The organism is Rhodoplanes elegans, assembly GCF_016653355.1.
Lineage (GTDB): Bacteria > Pseudomonadota > Alphaproteobacteria > Rhizobiales > Xanthobacteraceae > Rhodoplanes > Rhodoplanes elegans.
On the sequence record NZ_NHSK01000147.1, the window covers coordinates 16,255 to 33,586 of the forward strand.

Annotated in this window: 17 protein-coding genes and 1 tRNA gene; 10 read left to right on the plus strand and 8 right to left on the minus strand. The window is 71.3% G+C overall.

Features of this window, described 5'->3' with window-relative positions:
• The first annotated feature begins 4 nt into the window (after window positions 1-4).
• The 6 genes from hypF to CCR97_RS18275 all read left to right on the plus strand — a co-directional run bounded on the left by hypF (window position 5) and on the right by CCR97_RS18275 (window position 7,659).
• Window positions 5-2,305, plus strand: coding sequence for a carbamoyltransferase HypF (gene hypF, locus CCR97_RS18250; RefSeq protein ID WP_111357146.1), 2,301 nt, complete (start codon window positions 5-7; stop codon window positions 2,303-2,305).
• A gap of 13 nt (window positions 2,306-2,318) precedes the next feature.
• Window positions 2,319-2,564, plus strand: coding sequence for a HypC/HybG/HupF family hydrogenase formation chaperone (locus tag CCR97_RS18255; RefSeq protein WP_111357144.1), 246 nt, complete (start codon window positions 2,319-2,321; stop codon window positions 2,562-2,564).
• Window positions 2,561-3,724 carry a hydrogenase formation protein HypD gene (hypD, locus tag CCR97_RS18260; RefSeq protein WP_111357142.1) on the plus strand — a complete coding sequence of 388 codons (1,164 nt, stop codon included), beginning with the start codon at window positions 2,561-2,563 and terminating at the stop codon, window positions 3,722-3,724. The genes CCR97_RS18255 and hypD overlap by 4 nt, the downstream gene beginning before the upstream one ends.
• A complete protein-coding gene (gene hypE / locus CCR97_RS18265) occupies window positions 3,721-4,788 on the plus strand; it encodes a hydrogenase expression/formation protein HypE (protein WP_111357140.1) in 1,068 nt (355 codons plus the stop codon). Before hypD ends, hypE begins: the two co-directional genes overlap by 4 nt.
• Before the next feature lie 11 nt (window positions 4,789-4,799).
• Entirely contained in the window at window positions 4,800-6,251 is a 1,452-nt protein-coding gene (locus CCR97_RS18270) for a sigma-54-dependent transcriptional regulator (protein ID WP_111357138.1), read from the plus strand.
• A gap of 85 nt (window positions 6,252-6,336) precedes the next feature.
• Window positions 6,337-7,659, plus strand: coding sequence for a sensor histidine kinase (locus tag CCR97_RS18275; RefSeq protein WP_111357136.1), 1,323 nt, complete (start codon window positions 6,337-6,339; stop codon window positions 7,657-7,659).
• A gap of 15 nt (window positions 7,660-7,674) precedes the next feature.
• Here CCR97_RS18275 and CCR97_RS18280 read toward each other — a convergent pair whose 3' ends face one another.
• The 3 genes from CCR97_RS18280 to CCR97_RS18290 are packed head-to-tail and all read right to left on the minus strand — an operon-like array spanning window position 7,675 to window position 10,009.
• Window positions 7,675-8,484, minus strand: a complete 810-nt coding sequence (locus CCR97_RS18280; RefSeq protein WP_111357134.1) for a metal ABC transporter substrate-binding protein — start codon at window positions 8,482-8,484, stop codon at window positions 7,675-7,677.
• Entirely contained in the window at window positions 8,481-9,293 is an 813-nt protein-coding gene (locus tag CCR97_RS18285) for a metal ABC transporter permease (RefSeq protein ID WP_111357150.1), read from the minus strand. Before CCR97_RS18285 ends, CCR97_RS18280 begins: the two co-directional genes overlap by 4 nt.
• Window positions 9,290-10,009 carry a metal ABC transporter ATP-binding protein gene (locus CCR97_RS18290; RefSeq protein ID WP_201159742.1) on the minus strand — a complete coding sequence of 240 codons (720 nt, stop codon included), beginning with the start codon at window positions 10,007-10,009 and terminating at the stop codon, window positions 9,290-9,292. Before CCR97_RS18290 ends, CCR97_RS18285 begins: the two co-directional genes overlap by 4 nt.
• Before the next feature lie 188 nt (window positions 10,010-10,197).
• Between CCR97_RS18290 and CCR97_RS18295 the strand changes: the two genes are divergently transcribed.
• Entirely contained in the window at window positions 10,198-10,560 is a 363-nt protein-coding gene (locus tag CCR97_RS18295) for a cupin domain-containing protein (protein WP_170145811.1), read from the plus strand.
• Between the two features lie 28 nt (window positions 10,561-10,588).
• On the opposite strand, the gene nikR is transcribed toward CCR97_RS18295, so the two are convergent.
• On the minus strand, window positions 10,589-11,146 hold the full coding sequence (nikR, locus tag CCR97_RS18300; protein WP_111357128.1) for a nickel-responsive transcriptional regulator NikR: 558 nt from the start codon (window positions 11,144-11,146) through the stop codon (window positions 10,589-10,591).
• Between the two features lie 137 nt (window positions 11,147-11,283).
• Window positions 11,284-11,358 (minus strand) — tRNA-Gln (locus CCR97_RS18305).
• Between the two features lie 258 nt (window positions 11,359-11,616).
• Between CCR97_RS18305 and CCR97_RS18310 the strand changes: the two genes are divergently transcribed.
• Together CCR97_RS18310 and CCR97_RS18315 are read left to right on the plus strand one after the other, a co-directional pair.
• Window positions 11,617-12,546 (plus strand): histone deacetylase family protein, encoded by a 930-nt coding sequence (locus tag CCR97_RS18310; protein ID WP_170145810.1) that lies wholly within the window; start codon window positions 11,617-11,619, stop codon window positions 12,544-12,546.
• A 195-nt stretch (window positions 12,547-12,741) separates the two neighbouring features.
• The gene (locus tag CCR97_RS18315; protein ID WP_111357124.1) at window positions 12,742-13,200 is read left to right on the plus strand and encodes a nitroreductase family protein; all 459 of its coding nucleotides are present in this window, start codon (window positions 12,742-12,744) and stop codon (window positions 13,198-13,200) included.
• Window positions 13,201-13,411: 211 nt separating this feature from the next.
• On the opposite strand, the gene CCR97_RS18320 is transcribed toward CCR97_RS18315, so the two are convergent.
• From CCR97_RS18320 to CCR97_RS18330, 3 genes are all read right to left on the minus strand, one after another.
• Window positions 13,412-14,392, minus strand: a complete 981-nt coding sequence (locus tag CCR97_RS18320) for a 2-hydroxyacid dehydrogenase (RefSeq protein ID WP_111357122.1) — start codon at window positions 14,390-14,392, stop codon at window positions 13,412-13,414.
• 112 nt (window positions 14,393-14,504) lie between these two features.
• Window positions 14,505-14,921, minus strand: coding sequence for a GlcG/HbpS family heme-binding protein (locus tag CCR97_RS18325; RefSeq protein ID WP_111357120.1), 417 nt, complete (start codon window positions 14,919-14,921; stop codon window positions 14,505-14,507).
• Window positions 14,922-14,947: 26 nt separating this feature from the next.
• Window positions 14,948-15,958, minus strand: a complete 1,011-nt coding sequence (locus tag CCR97_RS18330) for a 2-keto-3-deoxygluconate permease (RefSeq protein WP_201159743.1) — start codon at window positions 15,956-15,958, stop codon at window positions 14,948-14,950.
• A 913-nt stretch (window positions 15,959-16,871) separates the two neighbouring features.
• On the opposite strand from CCR97_RS18330, the gene CCR97_RS18335 reads away from it, so the two are divergent.
• The gene (locus tag CCR97_RS18335; RefSeq protein ID WP_111355651.1) at window positions 16,872-17,240 is read left to right on the plus strand and encodes a hypothetical protein; all 369 of its coding nucleotides are present in this window, start codon (window positions 16,872-16,874) and stop codon (window positions 17,238-17,240) included.
• Window positions 17,241-17,332 lie beyond the last annotated feature (92 nt).

Genomic DNA, 17,332 nt, shown 5'->3' on the forward strand with positions numbered 1-17,332 from the left:
CACCATGCTGACCGCCTCGCCGATCCCGACCGGAAGCCCCGTGGCGCGCGAGCGCATCCGGGTGCGCGGGGTCGTGCAGGGCGTCGGCATGCGGCCCTTCGTGTTCGGCCTCGCCGAACGTCTGGGCCTTGCCGGCGAGGTGCGCAACGACGCCGAGGGCGTGCTGATCGAGGCCGAGGGAACGTCGCTCGACGCCTTCGTCGCGGCGTTGCGCGAGGAGGCGCCACCCCTCGCCCGCATCGCGGCGGTGGAGCGCATGCCGCTGACGCCGACCGGCGCGGCCGGCTTCGTGATCGGGGCGAGCGTCGCCGGGCGTGCCGCGACACTCGTGCCGGCAGACGCGGCGACCTGCGGCGATTGCCTCGACGAGCTGTTCGACCCGGCGAGCCGTTTCCATCTCTATCCGTTCCTCAACTGCACGCAGTGCGGGCCGCGCTACACCATCACGCGGCGCCTGCCCTACGATCGCCCGAACACCGCAATGGCGGGCTTCCCGATGTGCCCGGCCTGCGCGGCCGCCTACGAGAACCCGCGCGACCGCCGCTTCCATGCCGAGCCGGTGGCGTGCCCGGACTGCGGGCCGCGGTTGAGCCACGCGATCGCGGAGATCGCCACCGCCTTGCAGGCGGGACAGATCGTCGCGCTGAAGGGCATCGGCGGCTTCCATCTGATGTGCGACGCGACCGACGAGGCCGCGGTGGCCGAGTTGCGCCGGCGCAAGCGGCGCGACGCCAAGCCGTTCGCCGTGATGGTAGCGAACGCCGCGTCCCTCGATCTGTTCGCCGTGCCGACCGCCGCCCATGTCGCGCTCGCGACCCGGCCGGCGCGGCCAATCGTGCTGATGCCGCGGCGACCTGATCACGACGGGCTCGCTGCGTCGGTCGCGCCGAACCTCGCCCATGTCGGCCTCGTGCTGCCCTACGCGCCCGTGCACCACCTGCTGTTCCACGCGCTGCTCGGCTCGCCGGAGGACAGCGGCTGGCGGAGCGCGCCACAAGAGATCGCCCTGGTCGCGACCAGCGCCAATCCGGGCGGCGAGCCGCTGGTGATCGACGACGCCGACGCCCGGCGGCGATTGGTCGGGATCGCCGACCTGATCGTCACCCACGACCGGCCGATCGTGGTGCGGGCGGACGACTCGGTGCTGGCCGTGATCGACGGCGCTCCGGCCTTCATCCGCCGCGCCCGCGGCGCCGTGCCCGAGCCGGTCGATCTCGGCCGCGACGGTCCCTGCGTGCTGGCGCTCGGCGCCCATCTCAAGACGACCGTGTGCGTCACGCGCGGTCGCGAAGCCTTCGTGTCCCAGCACGTCGGCAATCTCGACACGGTCGAGACGGTGACGTTCTATCGCGAGACGATCGATCATCTCACGTCGATCCTCGACGTGAGACCCGACGTCGTCGCCTGCGATCTGCATCCCGACTACCGCTCGACCCGCCTCGCCGAGACGCTCGGCCTGCCGGTGGTGCGCGTGCAGCACCACGCCGCGCATGTCGCCGCGATCGCGGCCGAGCACGGGATCGCGGGCCCGGTGCTCGGCGTCGCGCTCGACGGCCACGGCATCGGCACCACGAGCGGCGAGACCGACGGGGCGCCCAGCGGGAACTGGGGCGGCGAGCTGATCGCGGTCGACGGCGCCCGTTGGACGCGGCTCGGCCATCTCGCACCGCTGGCGCTGCCCGGTGGCGACCGCGCCGCGCGAGAGCCGTGGCGCATGGCGGTCGCGGCGCTCGCCGCGATCGGGCGGCGCCACGAGGCGGCTGCGCGATTCCCCGGCATCGCGATCGCAGGCGCGCTGGCGGCGCGCATCGACACTGCGCCGACCACCACCAGCCTCGGCCGTCTGTTCGACGCGGCGGCGGGCCTCCTCGGCCTGCGCACCCATCAGGATCACGAGGGCCAGGCCGCCATGGAGCTCGAGGCGCTGGTCGGCACACCGCGCGCGCTCGTCGACGGCTGGACGCTCGCGAACAGCGTGCTCGACTTTGCGCCGCTGCTCGCTGTCCTCGCCGACATCGCGGATCGCCGCGACGGCGCGGCGCTGTTCCACGGCACGCTGATCGACGGCATCACTGCGTGGATCGTCGAGGCCGCGCAGGCACGCGGGCATCGGACCATCGCGCTCGGCGGCGGCTGCCTGATGAACACGGTGCTGGCCGAGGGCCTCGCGGTGGCGCTGCGGGCGAACGGCCTCGTGCCGCTGCTCGCCCGAAACGTGCCGGCGAACGACGGCGGCCTGTCGCTCGGCCAGGCCTCCATGGCCCGTGCGGCGGCGACCCGAGGCTTCGGCACCGGAGCGACTTGAAGGAGATAAGAAGATGTGCCTCGCGATTCCGGCCCGGGTGACGGCGCTATTGCCCGATCAAATGGCCAAGGTGAGCCTCGACGGCGTCAGCAAGGTGATCTCGGTGGCGCTTCTCGACGACGTCGCGCCGGGCGACTACGTGGTGCTTCACGTGGGGTACGCGCTGGCGAAGATCGACGCCGCCGAAGCGGAGCGCACGCTGGCGCTGCTCGCGCAGGCCGGCGCTGCCGCGGCGGCAGACGCGGAGGCACCGCGATGAAGCATGTCGACGAGTATCGCGACGGCGCGCTGGCGAAGAAGCTCGCGGCGGCGATCGCGGCCGAGGTCGAGCCGGGCCGACGTTATCACTTCATGGAGTTCTGCGGCGGCCACACCCATGCGATCTCGCGCTACGGCATCGAGGACCTGCTGCCCGCCAACTTGCGGATGATCCACGGCCCCGGCTGCCCGGTCTGCGTGCTGCCCGTCGGCCGCATGGACGACGCGATCCGGCTGGCGCAACGGCCCGAGATCACGCTGTGCACCTATGGCGACCTGATGCGGGTGCCGGGCTCGGACGGCGCCAGCCTGCAGAAGGCCAAGGCCGCCGGCGCCGACATCCGCATGGTCTACTCCACCCTCGACGCGCTGAAGCTCGCCGAACAGGAGCCCGGCCGCGAGGTGGTGTTCTTCGCCATCGGCTTCGAGACGACGACGCCGCCGACCGCGGTGGCGATCGAGACGGCGGCGGCGAAGGGGCTGCGCAACTTTTCGATCTTCTGCAACCACGTGCTCACGCCGGCGGCGATCCGCGCCATCATGGAGAGCCCGGAGGCGAAGCGCGGCGAAGTGTCGTTGGACGGCTTCGTCGGCCCGGCGCATGTGTCGACCGTGATCGGCACGGCACCCTACGGCTTCTGTGCGGACGACTACGGCAAGCCCGTGGTGATCGCCGGCTTCGAGCCGCTCGACGTGCTGCACGCGATCCTGATGCTGGTGCGCCAGGTCAACCAGGGGCGCGCCGCGATCGAGAACCAGTACATCCGGGCCGTGACGCCGCACGGCAACGTCAAGGCGCAGGCGCTGGTGGCGAAGCTGTTCGAGCCGCGGGCGAGCTTCGAGTGGCGCGGGCTCGGCGAGGTTCCGCACGGCGCGCTGAAACTGCGCGACGCCTACGCGAGATTCGACGCGGAGACGCGCTTCGGCATCGTCACGGTGCCGGCCAAGGACAATCCGGCCTGCGACTGCGGCGCCATCCTGCGCGGCGTCAAGCGGCCGGCCGACTGCCGGCTGTTCGGCACCGCCTGTACGCCCGAGACGCCGATGGGCTCCTGCATGGTGTCGTCGGAAGGCGCCTGCGCGGCGCACTGGACGTATGGGCGCTTCCGCCAGCACGTCCGCACACGTGATCACGTCGTTCCCGAGAAGGCCCCGGCATGACCATCCACACGCCGCACCCGCGCGCGCGAAAGCTCGACATGAAGAACGACCGGGTCGAGATGACCCATGGCGCCGGCGGCCGCGCCATGGCGCAGCTCATCGCCGACATCTTCGCACCGGCGCTGAGCAATCCCTACCTCGCGCAGGGCAACGACCAGGCCGCGATGCCGCTGCCGGCCGGCGCCGCCGGCGGCACGCTGGTGATGACGACCGACGGCTACGTGGTGTCGCCGCTGTTCTTTCCGGGCGGCGACATCGGCTCGCTCGCCGTGCACGGCACCATCAACGATCTCGCGATGAGCGGCGCGACGCCGCTGTGGCTGTCGGCGAGCTTCATCGTCGAGGAGGGCTTTCCGTTCGCCGATCTCGATCGCATCGCGCGCAGCATGGGCGCTGCCGCCCGTGACGCCGGCGTGCCGGTGGTGACGGGCGATACCAAGGTGGTGGAACGCGGCAAGGCGGACGGCGTGTTCATCACGACGGCCGGCGTCGGCCTGGTGCCGGCCGGGCTCGCGCTGTCGGGCGACCTGGCGCGGCCGGGCGACGCCGTGCTGCTCTCGGGCTCGATCGGCGACCACGGCGTCGCCATCATGTCGAGCCGCGAGAACCTGGAGTTCGAGACGGCGATCGTCTCCGACTCGGCGGCGCTGCACGGGCTGGTCGTCGACATGGTGAACGTCGCCGGTCCGCATCTCAAGCTGATGCGCGACCCGACCCGCGGCGGGCTGGCCGCGACCTTGAACGAGATCGCGCACCAGTCCGGCGTCGGCATCACGATCGCCGAGGAGGCGATCCCGGTGAAGCCCGAGGTCGCCGCCGCCTGCGAGCTCCTCGGCCTCGAGCCGCTCAACGTCGCCAACGAGGGCAAGCTCGTCGCCGTCGTCGCGGCCGGGGGGGCCGACGCGCTGCTCGGCGCTATGAAGGCGCATCCGCTCGGCCGCGACGCGGCGATCATCGGCCACGTGACCGACGATCCGAACCGCTTCGTCCAGATGACGACCAGTTTCGGCGGCGGCCGCATCGTCGACTGGCTCGCCGGCGAGCAGCTCCCGCGAATCTGCTGAAAGCGCCCGCCATGACCTCGCCCAACACGGTGCTGGTGGTCGACGACGAGGTCCGCTCGGTGGAGTCGATCCGCCGCGTGCTGGCCGACGAGTTCGAGGTGATCGGCGCGCGCGACGCCGCCGAGGCCGAGACCGTGCTGGCCGGCGAGATGGTGCAGGTGATCCTGTGCGATCAGCGCATGCCGGGCGAGACCGGCGTCGCCTTCCTCAAGCGCGTGCGCGACCAGTGGCCCGATCCGGTGCGCCTGATGATCTCCGGCTACATGGACTCGGAGGACATCATCGCCGGCATCAACGAGGCCGGCATCTATCAGTTCATTACCAAGCCGTGGCAGCCCGATCGGCTGATCGAGAGCGTGCGCGAGGCGGCCGCGCTGTTCCGCCTGCAGAAGGAGGCCGGCGGCGTCGGGGTCGAGGCGAAGCCGAGCGAGGCGCGGCTGCGCAGCGTCGTCGCCGCCCGCCGCGGCGCCGAGCGCGCCGGCTCGGGCTTCGACGCCATCGTGCACGCGCCCGAGAGCCCGATCGCCGAGGTGATCGAGCTCGCCCGCCGCGCCACCGAGTACGACATCTCGGTGCTCATCACGGGCGCCTCCGGCACCGGCAAGGAGCTCTTGGCACGCGCCATCCATCACGGCTCGGGCCGCGCCGGCAAGCCCTTCGTGGTGGAGAACTGCGGCGCGCTGCCCGATCAGCTCCTGGAGAGCGAGCTGTTCGGCTGCAAGAAGGGCGCCTTCACGGGCGCCTATCAGGATCGCATCGGCCTGTTCGAGGTCGCCGACGGCGGCACCATCTTCCTCGACGAGATCGGCGAAACATCGCCGTCGTTCCAGGTGAAGCTCCTGCGCGTCCTGCAGGAGGGCGAGATCCGGCCGCTCGGCGCCCAGCGCCCGCGCAAGGTTGACGTGCGGGTCGTCTCCGCCACCAACCGCGATCTCGAGACCGAGGTGGCGGCCGGCCGCTTCCGCCGCGATCTCTACTACCGGCTCGCCGCCTTTCCGCTGCACGTGCCGGCACTCGCCGACCGGCCGATGGACATCCCGCCGATCGCCGCCCGCATCCTGCGCGGCGTCAACCAGTCGTTCCACCGCGCCGTCGCCGGCTTCCTGCCCGAGACGCTGCGGCGGATGGCGGCCTACGACTGGCCCGGCAACGTGCGCGAACTGCACAACGAGATCCAGCGCATGGTCGCGCTCTCCGACAACGACCTGCCGCTCGGCCCGCATCTGCTGTCGCGTCGCATCCAGCATCCGGTGCGGTCCGACGTCGCCGCGGGCGCCGGAAACCTGAAGGACCGCATCGAGGCGCTGGAGAAGGCGCAGATCCAGGAGGCGCTGGAGCGCTGCGACGGCAACATCAGCCGGGTCGCCGGCCATCTCGGGCTCTCACGCGTCGGCCTGCGGGCGAAGATGCAACGGCTCGGCCTGCAGCGGCGCAACAGCCATGGGGCGCGCGATGGGCACTGACGGCCGCCGCGGCCGGCCCCCTGCCCCACCGCGCGAGAGTCCGCGCCCTCCCGAGGCGCCGCGGCCGAAATCGCTCGTCGCCCACATGGCCCGTGACGGCACCATCACGCTCGACGGCGACCAGGAGCGCGTCTGGATCGAGGTGATCGACAAGATCGACGAGGTCTACTCGGATCTGCTCCGCTACGAGAGCGACCTCGAACGCAAGAACACGGCGCTGGAGGAGGCGCAGGCCTTCATCGCCAGCGTGCTCGCCTCGGTGTCCGACATTCTGGTGGTGGTCGACGAGCGCGCCGCCGTGGTGCAGGTCAACGCCGCCTTCGAGCGGCTGGTCGGCGAGGGCGAGGCCGCGCTGGTCGGCCGCTCGCTGCTCGACATCGTCGATCCGCAGGACCGCCGGGCGCTCGTCGACGCGCTCTCCCGCGGCGCCGGCACGGGCGAGGTCGAGGTGCGGTTCCGCACGGCGACCGGCCTCTCCGACCTGATGACGATCGCCGCCTCGGTGCGGCGCGGCCGCACCGGACGTCGCGCCGGCGCCGTGCTCACCGGCCGCCCGATCGGCGAGCTGCGGCGCGCCTATGTGGCGCTCGACAAGGCGCATCGCGACCTTCAGGACGCCCAGCGCACCCTCGTCGAGCAGGAGAAGATGGCGAGCATCGGCCGGCTCGTCGCCGGCGTCGCCCACGAGCTGAACAACCCGATCAGCTTCGTCTACGGCAATCTCCACACCCTGGTGCGCTATCGCGCCGCCATCGCGCGCTATCTCGAGGCCGTGCACGACGCTCCGCAGTCGCTGCACATCGAGCGGCTGCGCCGCGAGCTGAAGATCGACGCCGTGCTGGCCGATCTCGAACCGCTGGTCGACGGGACGCTCGAAGGCGCGGTGCGCATCAGCGAGATCGTGCGCAACCTCCGCCGGTTGTCCTTCGCGAGCCCGCGCGAGCGCCACGCCGTCGACCTGGAGGCGACGGTGCGCACCGCCGTCCAGTGGGCGCAACGCGCCAAGCCGGGCGCCGGCGCCGTGACGCTCGTCATCGCGGCCGGCGTCTGTGCGATCGGCGACGAGGGCAAGATCCACCAGGTCGTCGTCAATCTGGTCGACAACGCGCTGGATGCCGTCGCATCGGTCGCCGAGCCCGAGGTCGTGGTGACGCTGTCGGCCGAGGGCGGCGAGGCCGTGATCACGGTCGCCGACAACGGCCCCGGCATCGATCCGGCGATCACCGACAAGGTGTTGGAACCGTTCTTCACCACCAAGCCGGTCGGCAAGGGCACCGGCCTCGGCCTGTGGATCTCCTACGCGATCGTCACCGAGCACGGCGGCTCGCTGGCCGTCGGCCGCGGGACCTCGGGCGGCGCCCGGGTCACGGTGCGGCTGCCGGCCTGCCCGGCCGCAACCGCCTCGTGACAGGGCGCCGGGACCTCACTTCGCCAACGCATCGCCGAGCCGGCGCGCGTTCTCGCGGAACACGGCGAGCAGATCCTGGTCGGCGCCGGGGAAGTTGATCAGCGCGACCTGCCGGGCGCCGGTCGCCTCGGCGATGGTGCGGCCGGCCGACGGCGCGCCCTCGCGCTCGGAATGGGCGTTCTTCACCACGACGTCGGGCGCCTTCGCGACCAGCTCGGCGAGCTGCGCCGGCTGCAGCGGGCCGGGCCCGTAGAGGCCGACCACCTCGAGCCCGGCGAGCTCGGCCCACGGCCGCATGAATCGCTGCACCACCGCTTTCGGCCGCGCATCGCCGCGCCGCGCCGTCGTGTCCGCGACGAGCTGCGCGTAAGCCTCGTCGAAGCCGCGCAGCCAGGCGGTCGCGGCGGCGGTCGTGCCGAACGCCTGCCCGAGCCGCGTCACCTCCGAGCGCACCGTCTCCGGCGCGTTGACGAGGTCGAGCGTGATCACGGTCGCGGCGCTGCCGGCCGCCTCGCGCAGCCGCCGGGCGAAGCCGTCGAACGGCGCCATCACGACGAAATTCGCGTCCGCCACCGCGGCGAGGTCCGACGGCTTCGGGTCGTAGTCGGGCGGATGCGGCACGCTCGCCGGCGCCACCACGGTGATCCGTGTCGCCCCGGCCGCGCGCGCGAAGGCCGCCGCCCAGGCGGTCGAGGCGACGACTTTTGGGCCGTCACCGGCGAGCGTCGCTGCGCCCTGCTGGGTCGACGCGGGCGACGGAAGCATCGCCGCGACGGCAAGCACGAGAGCGGGAAGAACGAGGGCGGCAAGGACGAAACGTCTCATCTGGCTTTTCCGACCATGAAGGTGAGAAGCGTGATCAGGCCCGAGCACAGGACCAGGACCGGCCCGGGCGGCTGGTCGATCAGGAGCGCGACCGAGAAGCCGAGGACGTTGCCGGCGAGCCCGAAGCCGATCGCCCAGGCGACCATGCGATCGAAGGAGCTCGCCACGTTGCGGGCGGCGAGCGCCGGCAGCAGCGTCACGGCGTCGACCAGCAGCGCGCCGGTCAGCGGCAGCGCCGCCGCGATGGCGACCGCGACGACGACCAGCAGCAGCATCGCGAGCCCGTCGACCCGGATGCCGGAGCAGCGCGCCAGCTCCATGTCGAACAGCATCAGGGCGAGCGGCCGGCGGAAGCGCAGATAGACGGCGAGCACGGCGGCCGCGAGCACGGCCAGGATCGTCAGCTCGCGCGGGCCCACGGCGAGCAGCGATCCCCACAGCAGCTCGAAGGCTCCGGCGGCGTTGACGCCCGACAGCGACAGCATCAGCAGCGCGGCGGCGATCGCCATGGTCATCAACAGCGCCATCGGCCCGGACAGGCCGCCGCGCCGACCCGCGAACGGCGCGAGCGACGCGCCGGCGAGGCCGCACAGCACGATCGCGCACGCCATCGGATCGAGGCCGGTGAGCAGGCCGAGGCCGACGCCGAGCAGCGCCACGTGCATCATGGCGAAGCGGGCCGTGACGATGTCGAGGCCGATGATGAACACGCCGACCACCGGCAGGGCGGCGCCGGCGACCAGCAGGGCCGCCACCGCGCGATGCACGGCGGGCAGCGCCAGCACGGCCGCCAAGCTTTCGGCGGTCACGCCCGCCACTCGCGCAACCGGCCGTCCGCCATCTCGACCACCCGGTCGCACTGGTCGGCGATGGTCTTGTCGTGGGTGGCGACCAGGACGCTGACCGGAAGCTCGCGCAGCATCGCCGCGACCGTGTCGCGGGTGGCGAAGTCGAGCGCCGCGGTCGGCTCGTCGGCGAGCAGCAGGCGCCCGCCCCGGGCGACGGCGCCGAAGGCGCGGGCCAGGAAGCAGCGCTGGAGCTGGCCGCCCGAGAGCGCGTGCAGCGGCCGGGCTCCGAGCTGGACGATCCCGAGCCGCGCGGCCGCCGCGCCCGCCGCGTCGCGATCGCCGCTGGAGGCGAGCAGCTCGTCGACGGTCAGCGGGAAGCGGCCGATCGCCTGCCGCTGTGGCACCCACGGCGCCAGCCGGCGCCGCTCGTCCCAGTCGACGCGGCTCGTCGCCACCTTGCCGTCGAGCGCCACGCGCCCACCGATGGCGGGCTGGAGCCCGAGGATCGCCCGCAGCAGCGTCGACTTGCCGGCCCCGTTGGCGCCGACCAGCGCGACGTGCTCGCCCGGATGAATCGTCATCGCGGCGCGATCGACGGCGGCGAGCCCGGAAAGGCGGCAGCTCAGGTCGGTGATATCGAGGTGGGCGCCGAGGGGCGGCTGCACGCCGACGTTCGACGCGAGAGCCGCGGCCCCGCCGAGGGTCATGTCGCCATCGAGGGTGGAACAGTCGAACATGGCTCGTGCGGATGTCCGGCGCGGCGAATCCCGCGGCCCGATCCGGGCTCGCGGAGTGCGGAATTCTATGTATGAACTTTTTCAGAAGTTATCATATGGTGCCCACACGGTCCAGCGCAGGCGGTGCGGAGCGGACCACCCAGGAGGCGCATGCGGGCTCCGCCCGGCGCCGCGATCGGAGGCGGAGCATGGAGCGAGACGTGACGGATCAGGCGGACGCGGCCGGCGTCCCGGAGATCAAGTCGATCGCGTTCGACGGGATCGACCTGCCCTACGCGCTGCTGCTGAAGGGACCGCCGGAGACCAAGTCGTTCCGCTCCGGGCTCGTCACGCTGGCCCCCGGCAAGTCGATCGGCGTGCACAACAGCGGCATCAACGAGGAGATGCTGGTGCCGCTCGAAGGCGAAGGCGAGCTGAGGTTTCCCGATCGTCCAGCGCTCGCGCTGCGGCCCGGCGTCGTCACCTACGCGCCGGCCCATTCCGAGCACGACGTGATCAACACCGGCACCGGCCGGCTGCGCTACATCTTCATCCTGGCACGGACGGAGTGACGCTCACGATTTTCGCGCGACGCGAACGCTAGCCGGCGCGGCCGCGGCGCTTGGGCGCGGCACCACGGCGGGACGGGCCGGCGTCGTCATGGCCGTGCGGGTGGTGATGCGCGTGATCGTGCGTGTGGGGATGCGCATGATCGTGGGCGTGCGGATGCCCGTGGCCGGCGTGGTCGTGCGCCCCCGGCGACTCCGGCACGATGTAGAGATGCCCGTGCCGCACCCCGCGCTGGGTGATGACGCTGTCGGCGAAGGCCGAGACGTCGCTCATCGGCCCGCGCAGCACCGCGACCTCCAGGCAGTCGTCGTGCGACAGATGCACGTGCATGGTGGCGATCGACAGGTCGTGGTGATCGTGTTGCCGCGACGTCAGCCGGCGGGCGAGGTCGCGAGTCTCGTGCTCGTAGACATAGGCGAGCGCCGCGAAGCACGGCTCGGTGCCGGACTGCCGGGTGCGCTCGCTCGCCTCGGCCTGGCGGACCATGTCGCGGATCGCCTCCGACCGGTTCTGATAGCCGCGTCGCACGCACAGCGCGTCGAGCGCTTCGAGAAGATCGTCGTCGATCGCGATCGTGACCCGCTGCATCGAGACACCCCCCTGTCGGCCACCGGTGCCGGTCCGCCGCCGGTCGGATGCCGGCCGCCGCGACCGTAGGACGCCGGCCCCGGCTTGTCACGGCCGCCGCCGCGACAGGACCCGGGGCGAGCGTTCGGCAAAAAGGGTGGCTGGGGCGCCTGGATTCGAACCAGGGAATGGCGGAATCAAAATCCGCTGCCTTACCACTTGGCTACGCCCCAAGGCGGCGGCCTTTCGCGGGCGCGACCATACTGAGACGCCCGGTCCGGATCAACAGAGCGGTTGCACGGCCGGCGGAATTTCGCGAACCGGGCCGGCGCGATGTCCGAACCGCCGCACGGCCGCTCGGCGTCCGGCGGCCCTGCGACACGCCTCCCGCGGGCGGCGCGCCCGGCCGGCACGCGCCGGCCGCGAAGATTCTTTTGACACCAGGGCACCGACAACGCGATATGGTTGAAATTCCATCGCCGATGCATCCGATGACGACCCTGTACATCACTCATCCGGCCGCCCTCGACCACATCCCGCCGCTCGGCCATCCCGAGCGGCCCGACCGTATTCGCGTGGTCGACCGCGTGCTCGAGCAGGAGGCGTTCCAGTCGCTCGCCCGCGACCAGGCGCCGGTCTGCGCGATCGACCGCATCGCGCTCTGCCACACCCAGGACTACATCGACGCGATCCGCGAGGCGGCGCCGACCGAGGGCATGGTCCAGCTCGACTCCGACACCTCGATGTCGCCCGGCACCTACGAGGCGGCGCTGCGCGCCGTCGGCGGCGCCGTGCTGGCCGTCGACGAGGTGATGACCGGCCGGGTCGCCAATGCCTTCTGCGCGATGCGGCCGCCCGGCCACCACGCCGAGATCACCCAGCCGATGGGGTTCTGCTTCTTCAACAACGCCGCGATCGCGGCCCGCCACGCCCGCGACCGGCACGGCGCCGAGCGGGTCGCCGTCATCGACTTCGACGTCCATCACGGCAACGGCACCCAGGACATCCTGTGGGCCGACCGCAACGTGATGTACTGCTCGACCCACGAGATGCCGCTCTATCCCGGGACCGGTGCCGCCTCCGAGCGCGGCGAGCACGGCACCATCGTCAACGCGCCGTTGCGGGCCGGCGACGGCGGCGACGAGTTCCAGGAGGCGTTCGAGAGCGTGATCATCCCGCGCCTGCTCGGCTTCCGGCCCGACCTCGTGGTGCTCTCCGCCGGCTTCGACGCCCACATGCGCGACCCGCTCGCCAACATCAACCTGCTGGAGCCCGACTACACCTGGGTGACCAAGCGGATGATGGACGTCGCCGACACCTGCTGCGGCGGCCGGCTCGTCTCGCTCCTGGAAGGCGGCTACGACCTGCAGGGCCTCGCCCGCTCGGTCGCCGTGCACGTCACGGCGCTGATGCGCGGCTGAGTGGTGCCGCCACGCGGCCGGCCGTCGCACCGCGCCGGCCTACCCGGACGCCGACACCGAATACCGCAAATTCGACGCAAGTGTCCGGCAGGCGAGAGACGGGACGATCATCGTCGGGGCGAGGGCGTGGCGGCGAAAGTGACGGGACACGGCGGACCGGGCGCCGCTCGATCGGCAGCATCGACAGCATCGGCAGTGCAGACGACGCCGCGGCGGCACGCCGGGCTGCTCGCCATCGGACTCGCGGCCGTGGCGATCGGGCTCGGCGGCTGCAGCCTGAGCGGCCCGTTCTTCGACGACTCCTACGAAAAGGCCAGGGTGCTGTCGCCCGAACCGGTACCGCCCTATCGCAAGCTCGTCGCCGTCGCCATGAAGGAGCTGAGCACGCCGATCGAGGCGGCCGGCCTCTCGATCTCCGAGCCGCGCTGGATCGAGCGCATCGGCGGGCCGGCCTGGATCGTCTGCCTGCGCTCCGACCCCAAGGCCGTCCACGCGGTCTACTATGCGTTCTTCATCCAGAAGGAGAAGGTGACGGACTCCCGCACCGCGATCGGCACCGACCGCTGCGTGCACCAGGAGTTCGTCCCGTTCGACGTCGCCGCGGTCCCGATCGACAAGCCGACGGCCGAGCCCGCATCGGCGCGGGCCCGGTAAGCGTCGGCGTCTGCCCCGTGTCCCGGCCGCGTACCCCGGACCAGGTGCATCAGACCGAAGGGCTGATGCACCGCAGAGCCGGGGCCCAGGGGCGGCACGGCGAGCCATCGCTGGCGCTAATCTGGTCGCTCTGGGTCCCGGGTCACGGCGCGATGCGTCGCGCCCGGGACACGAGGCTCGGTCCCGGCGGAGCCGGGGTGACAAAGCCGCGCTATTTGTTCAGCACCGCGGGATTGACGCAGGTGTCGGGGGCTTCGCCCGACAGCACCTTGACGATGTTGGCGACCGCGATGCGGCCCATGTTCATCCGCGTCTCCGGCGTCGCCGAGGCGATGTGCGGCACGAGGATCACGTTGTCGAGGCCGAGGAGCTCGGGCTCGACCGCCGGCTCGTTCTCGAACACGTCGAGCGCGGCGCCCCAGATCACCTTGTCCTTCAGAGCGCGCGCCAGCGCCTTCTCGTCGACCACCGGCCCGCGCGCCGCGTTGATCAGCACCGCGGTCGGCTTCATGGCGGCGAGCTCCTTCTCGCCGATCCAGTGACGGGTCTCCGGCATCAGCGGCACGTGCAGCGTGACGTAGTCGGATTCGGCCAGCAGGGTCGCCTTGTCGACGAAGCGCGCCCCGACGCTCTTCTCGAAATCCGGATCGGGCTTCACGTCGGTGTAGAGGATTTTCATGCCGAAGGCCGCCGCCTTGCGGGCGACGTTCTTGCCGATACGGCCGGCGCCGGCGAGGCCGAGCGTCCTGCCGTCGACGTCGAGCCCCATGAAGAACAGCGGCGCCCAGCTTCCCCACTTGCCGGCGCGCACGAACTTGTCCGCCTCGACGATGCGGCGCGCCATGGAGAGCATCAGCGTGATGGTGTGGGTCGCGGTGGCATCGTCGAGAACGCCCGGCGTGTTGGTCAGGATGACGCCACGCTGCGTCGCCGCGGCGACGTCGAAGTTGTTGTAGCCGACGGCGAAGTTCGCGACGATCTTGCACTGCGGCCCGGCGGCGTCCAACACCTCGCCGTCGATCGTGTCGGTCAGCATCGACAGGACGGCGTCCTTGCCGGCGACCTTCTGCTTCAGCTCGTCCTTGGTGTAGGCGCGGTCGTCCGGGTTGATCTCGACGTCGAAGCGCTCGCGCAGGCGATCGATGTTCTCCTGCTGGATCATGCGCGTGACGAGGACTTTCGGCTTGGACATGGAGGGTTCGGTCCTTGGCTCGTTCGACATTGGTGGGCGCCGCAGCGCCGGGCGGGCGGGCCCCGGTCCAGGGTCCGCCCGAAAGGTCTTCGGATGATCTCGCCGCCGCGGCTCAGAGCGCGTCGCGGCCGACGAGATCGGCGAGGGCGTGGACGATCGCCTGATCCTCCTCCGACTTCAAGCCGCTGACGCCGACGCCGCCGATCACGGCGCCGTCGGCGCTCTTGAGCACGGCGCCGCCCGGCAACGACGTGATCTTCTCGTCGCAGAAGTCGCGGGCCGTCACCTGCTCGCGATGCAGCCGCTCCAGGAAGGCGTCGGTGTGCACGCCGAGGCGTGCGGCCGAGTAGGCCTTTCCGATGGCGATCTGGATCGAGCGCAGCGGCGCCCCGTCCATCCGCGAGAAGCCGACGAGATGGCCGGTCCCGTCGACGACGGCGACGCAGATCGGGCGCTTGTAGTCGGCGACGGCCTGGCCGATCGCCCGGGCGATCATCGCATCGGCGGCGTCGCGGTTGATGCTGTTCATGATGAAACTCCGGCTTCTGGTTCACGTCACTCGGCCGGCGCCGCACCGGCGGTCGCCGGCGCCGCGGCGGGAGCCGCACCGGGCGTCGCCGCCTGCCCGGCGGCGGCGCGCTGCTTCTGCACCCGGTTGTACATCCACGAGGTGAGGATCGGAGTCAAAACCGCGGTGACGATCACCGAGGCGGCAACCTGGATGGTGGCGATCGGAGCGATCGCCGCATAGGTCGGATCCGCCATGGCGACCGCCTTCGGCACCGCCGCGGAGTTGCCGGCCGTGCTCGACGCCGCCGCACCGGCGATGCCCGAGCCGCCGAGCAGCTTGTCGGCCGCGATGCAGCACAGGCCGGTGATCACCAGCGTCATGAGGCCGAGCACGACGCCGAGCAGGCCGCCGTTGACGACGTTCATCAGGTTGATGTTCTGGCCGAGCGTGAAGGCCATGAAGGGCACGATGATCGGCTCGTGCGAGCCGAAGAACTCGCGCAGATCCTCGTCCAGATTGGCCAGGATGGCGCCGGCCATGATCGGCGCGATCACCGACACCATGGTCATCCACGGGATGTTGGCGAGGCCGGCCCCGACCAGGATGATCATGGTCAGGAACGGGCCGGTCTCGATGCTCTGCGGCACGTAGGTCCCGGCATCCTCCTTGTCGCCCATGGCGCTGGTGAGCGCCAGGAACATGCCGCCGTTGGTGTCGCTCATCGCGACCAGGAGCGCGAGCGTCGACAGGCCGAACAGGTCGCCGCCGAGGAAATAGGCGACCGACAGCGCGATCGTGGTGGCGATGCCGACCTTGGCGACCAGGATGCCGAAGCCGCGCTTGAGCATGCGCGGCGCGGTCCTCAGCGTCATCTTGGTGCCGGCCGTGAACAGGAACATGCCGAGCACGGTGGGATAGCCGACGCCGCTGAGCGCCTCGGTGAAGCCGCCGATCTTCAGGAGATTCGGCGTGAAGGTGTTGATCGCCATGCCGAGGAACAGCGGCACGACCATCAGCCCACCCGGGACCTTGTTGATGGCTTTCAGAATCTTCATGACCAGCTCCGAGACGATGTCGCGATGGGCCGGGACGGCGGACGTCGCCCGGCGGCACGGGGGTCGTCGGATCACGCGCAGGCGCAAGCGGCGCGCCGCGACGGGCGGCGCGTTCGACGAGCTGATGATTTGATTCGATGACGAGGCGGTGGCGGGGGCGTGCTCGCCCGCCTCGAGTGCCCTTCATTCGTGACCCGGCGGAAAGCTACGCCGGCCGGTGCGGCATGAATATCCGTAAGTATGACCTTTTCGGTATGGCGGACCCGCCCGAACGCGCGGCGTTCCTCGCTTTTCTACTGATTAGCAAATCGTGATTTTCGCGCTCTCGCGCGCCGGCGCGTGAGAGATCGCGGCTGCCCGCCCACCAGCGCGTGCGGCCGGCCGGACCGGACTCGATTTCGAGGTCGCTCGTGAATTCGCAAAACGCCGCGTGCGCTCGGCCATCCGGCGCGGCCGGGCCGAATCGGATGCGGGCGACTCCGACAAGCGGAGCCGCCCGCGATCTCGTAGGCCGGACATCAGGTCAGGTGCCGACCATCAGCTGTTGATGTAGGGGACGAGCGGCAGCAGCGTCATGGCACCGAGCAGTGCGAGGGCGGCCCGGTCGAGCAGGCTGGCTTGGCTGAAGTAGCGCATCGGCTTCTCCTCTCGGTGATTGATGATCGGTTTACGGGGTTGCGTCCGGACCGGATCACCGCCCAGAGGCTGCGGCAGGCGGTCGCAGCATACCGCAACGTCGTCCGACGCGAATCATCGCTGCCGGGGTCCGGGAGACGAGGGCCGACCGTCGGCCGAGCGACGGAGCCGAGCGATGCAGATGTGCCCATGTCCCGGGCTCTCGCGCGTGCGGCTTGACGCTGGGCACGTCCGGTGGTCGCTTCGGTTGTGGCACGACTCGAGTTCAGGGGCCGCGATGTCCACGGAGAGCGATCTTCGCGAGAAGCTGCAGAAGATCGAAGCGCTGTTCGCAGGCGCCAAGACGCCGGGCGAGCGAATCGCCGCCGAGGCCGCCCTGCAGCGCGTCCACACCCGGCTGGCGGATGCCCGGCGCGACGCACCGCGGCCCGAGCTGCGCGGCGTGTCGGCGGATTCGATCCTCACCCATCTGCTCGTCGGGCTGTATCGGCGGGTCCACCCCGGCGCCCTGATCGGCGGCCTCGCCGCGATGATCGGCTGGAGCATGCTGACCGGCGACACCTCGTGGACCGGCAACACGCTGGTGTTCCTGATCGGCACGATCGGCACCCGCCGCTACATCCGCCGCGTCTTCGCCCCGTGGTGAGCGCGCCGACGCGGGCGACACGCCCCTCGCCGCGGCGCCTGCCGGCCGCCCTGCTGATGCTCGCGATCCTGTTGTCCCCCGCCGCCGCCGCG

Bases quoted from the DNA above. Each gene is read 5' to 3' on its own strand.
- hypF (WP_111357146.1), top strand. From the start codon at position 5: ATGCTGACCGCCTCGCCGATCCCGACCGGAAGCCCCGTGGCGCGCGAG.
- CCR97_RS18255 (WP_111357144.1), top strand. From the start codon at position 2,319: ATGTGCCTCGCGATTCCGGCCCGGGTGACGGCGCTATTGCCCGATCAA.
- hypD (WP_111357142.1), top strand. From the start codon at position 2,561: ATGAAGCATGTCGACGAGTATCGCGACGGCGCGCTGGCGAAGAAGCTC.
- hypE (WP_111357140.1), top strand. From the start codon at position 3,721: ATGACCATCCACACGCCGCACCCGCGCGCGCGAAAGCTCGACATGAAG.
- CCR97_RS18270 (WP_111357138.1), top strand. From the start codon at position 4,800: ATGACCTCGCCCAACACGGTGCTGGTGGTCGACGACGAGGTCCGCTCG.
- CCR97_RS18275 (WP_111357136.1), top strand. From the start codon at position 6,337: ATGGCCCGTGACGGCACCATCACGCTCGACGGCGACCAGGAGCGCGTC.
- CCR97_RS18280 (WP_111357134.1), bottom strand. From the start codon at position 8,484: ATGAGACGTTTCGTCCTTGCCGCCCTCGTTCTTCCCGCTCTCGTGCTT.
- CCR97_RS18290 (WP_201159742.1), bottom strand. From the start codon at position 10,009: ATGTTCGACTGTTCCACCCTCGATGGCGACATGACCCTCGGCGGGGCC.
- CCR97_RS18295 (WP_170145811.1), top strand. From the start codon at position 10,198: ATGGAGCGAGACGTGACGGATCAGGCGGACGCGGCCGGCGTCCCGGAG.
- nikR (WP_111357128.1), bottom strand. From the start codon at position 11,146: ATGCAGCGGGTCACGATCGCGATCGACGACGATCTTCTCGAAGCGCTC.
- CCR97_RS18310 (WP_170145810.1), top strand. From the start codon at position 11,617: ATGACGACCCTGTACATCACTCATCCGGCCGCCCTCGACCACATCCCG.
- CCR97_RS18320 (WP_111357122.1), bottom strand. From the start codon at position 14,392: ATGTCCAAGCCGAAAGTCCTCGTCACGCGCATGATCCAGCAGGAGAAC.
- CCR97_RS18325 (WP_111357120.1), bottom strand. From the start codon at position 14,921: ATGAACAGCATCAACCGCGACGCCGCCGATGCGATGATCGCCCGGGCG.
- CCR97_RS18330 (WP_201159743.1), bottom strand. From the start codon at position 15,958: ATGAAGATTCTGAAAGCCATCAACAAGGTCCCGGGTGGGCTGATGGTC.
- CCR97_RS18335 (WP_111355651.1), top strand. From the start codon at position 16,872: ATGTCCACGGAGAGCGATCTTCGCGAGAAGCTGCAGAAGATCGAAGCG.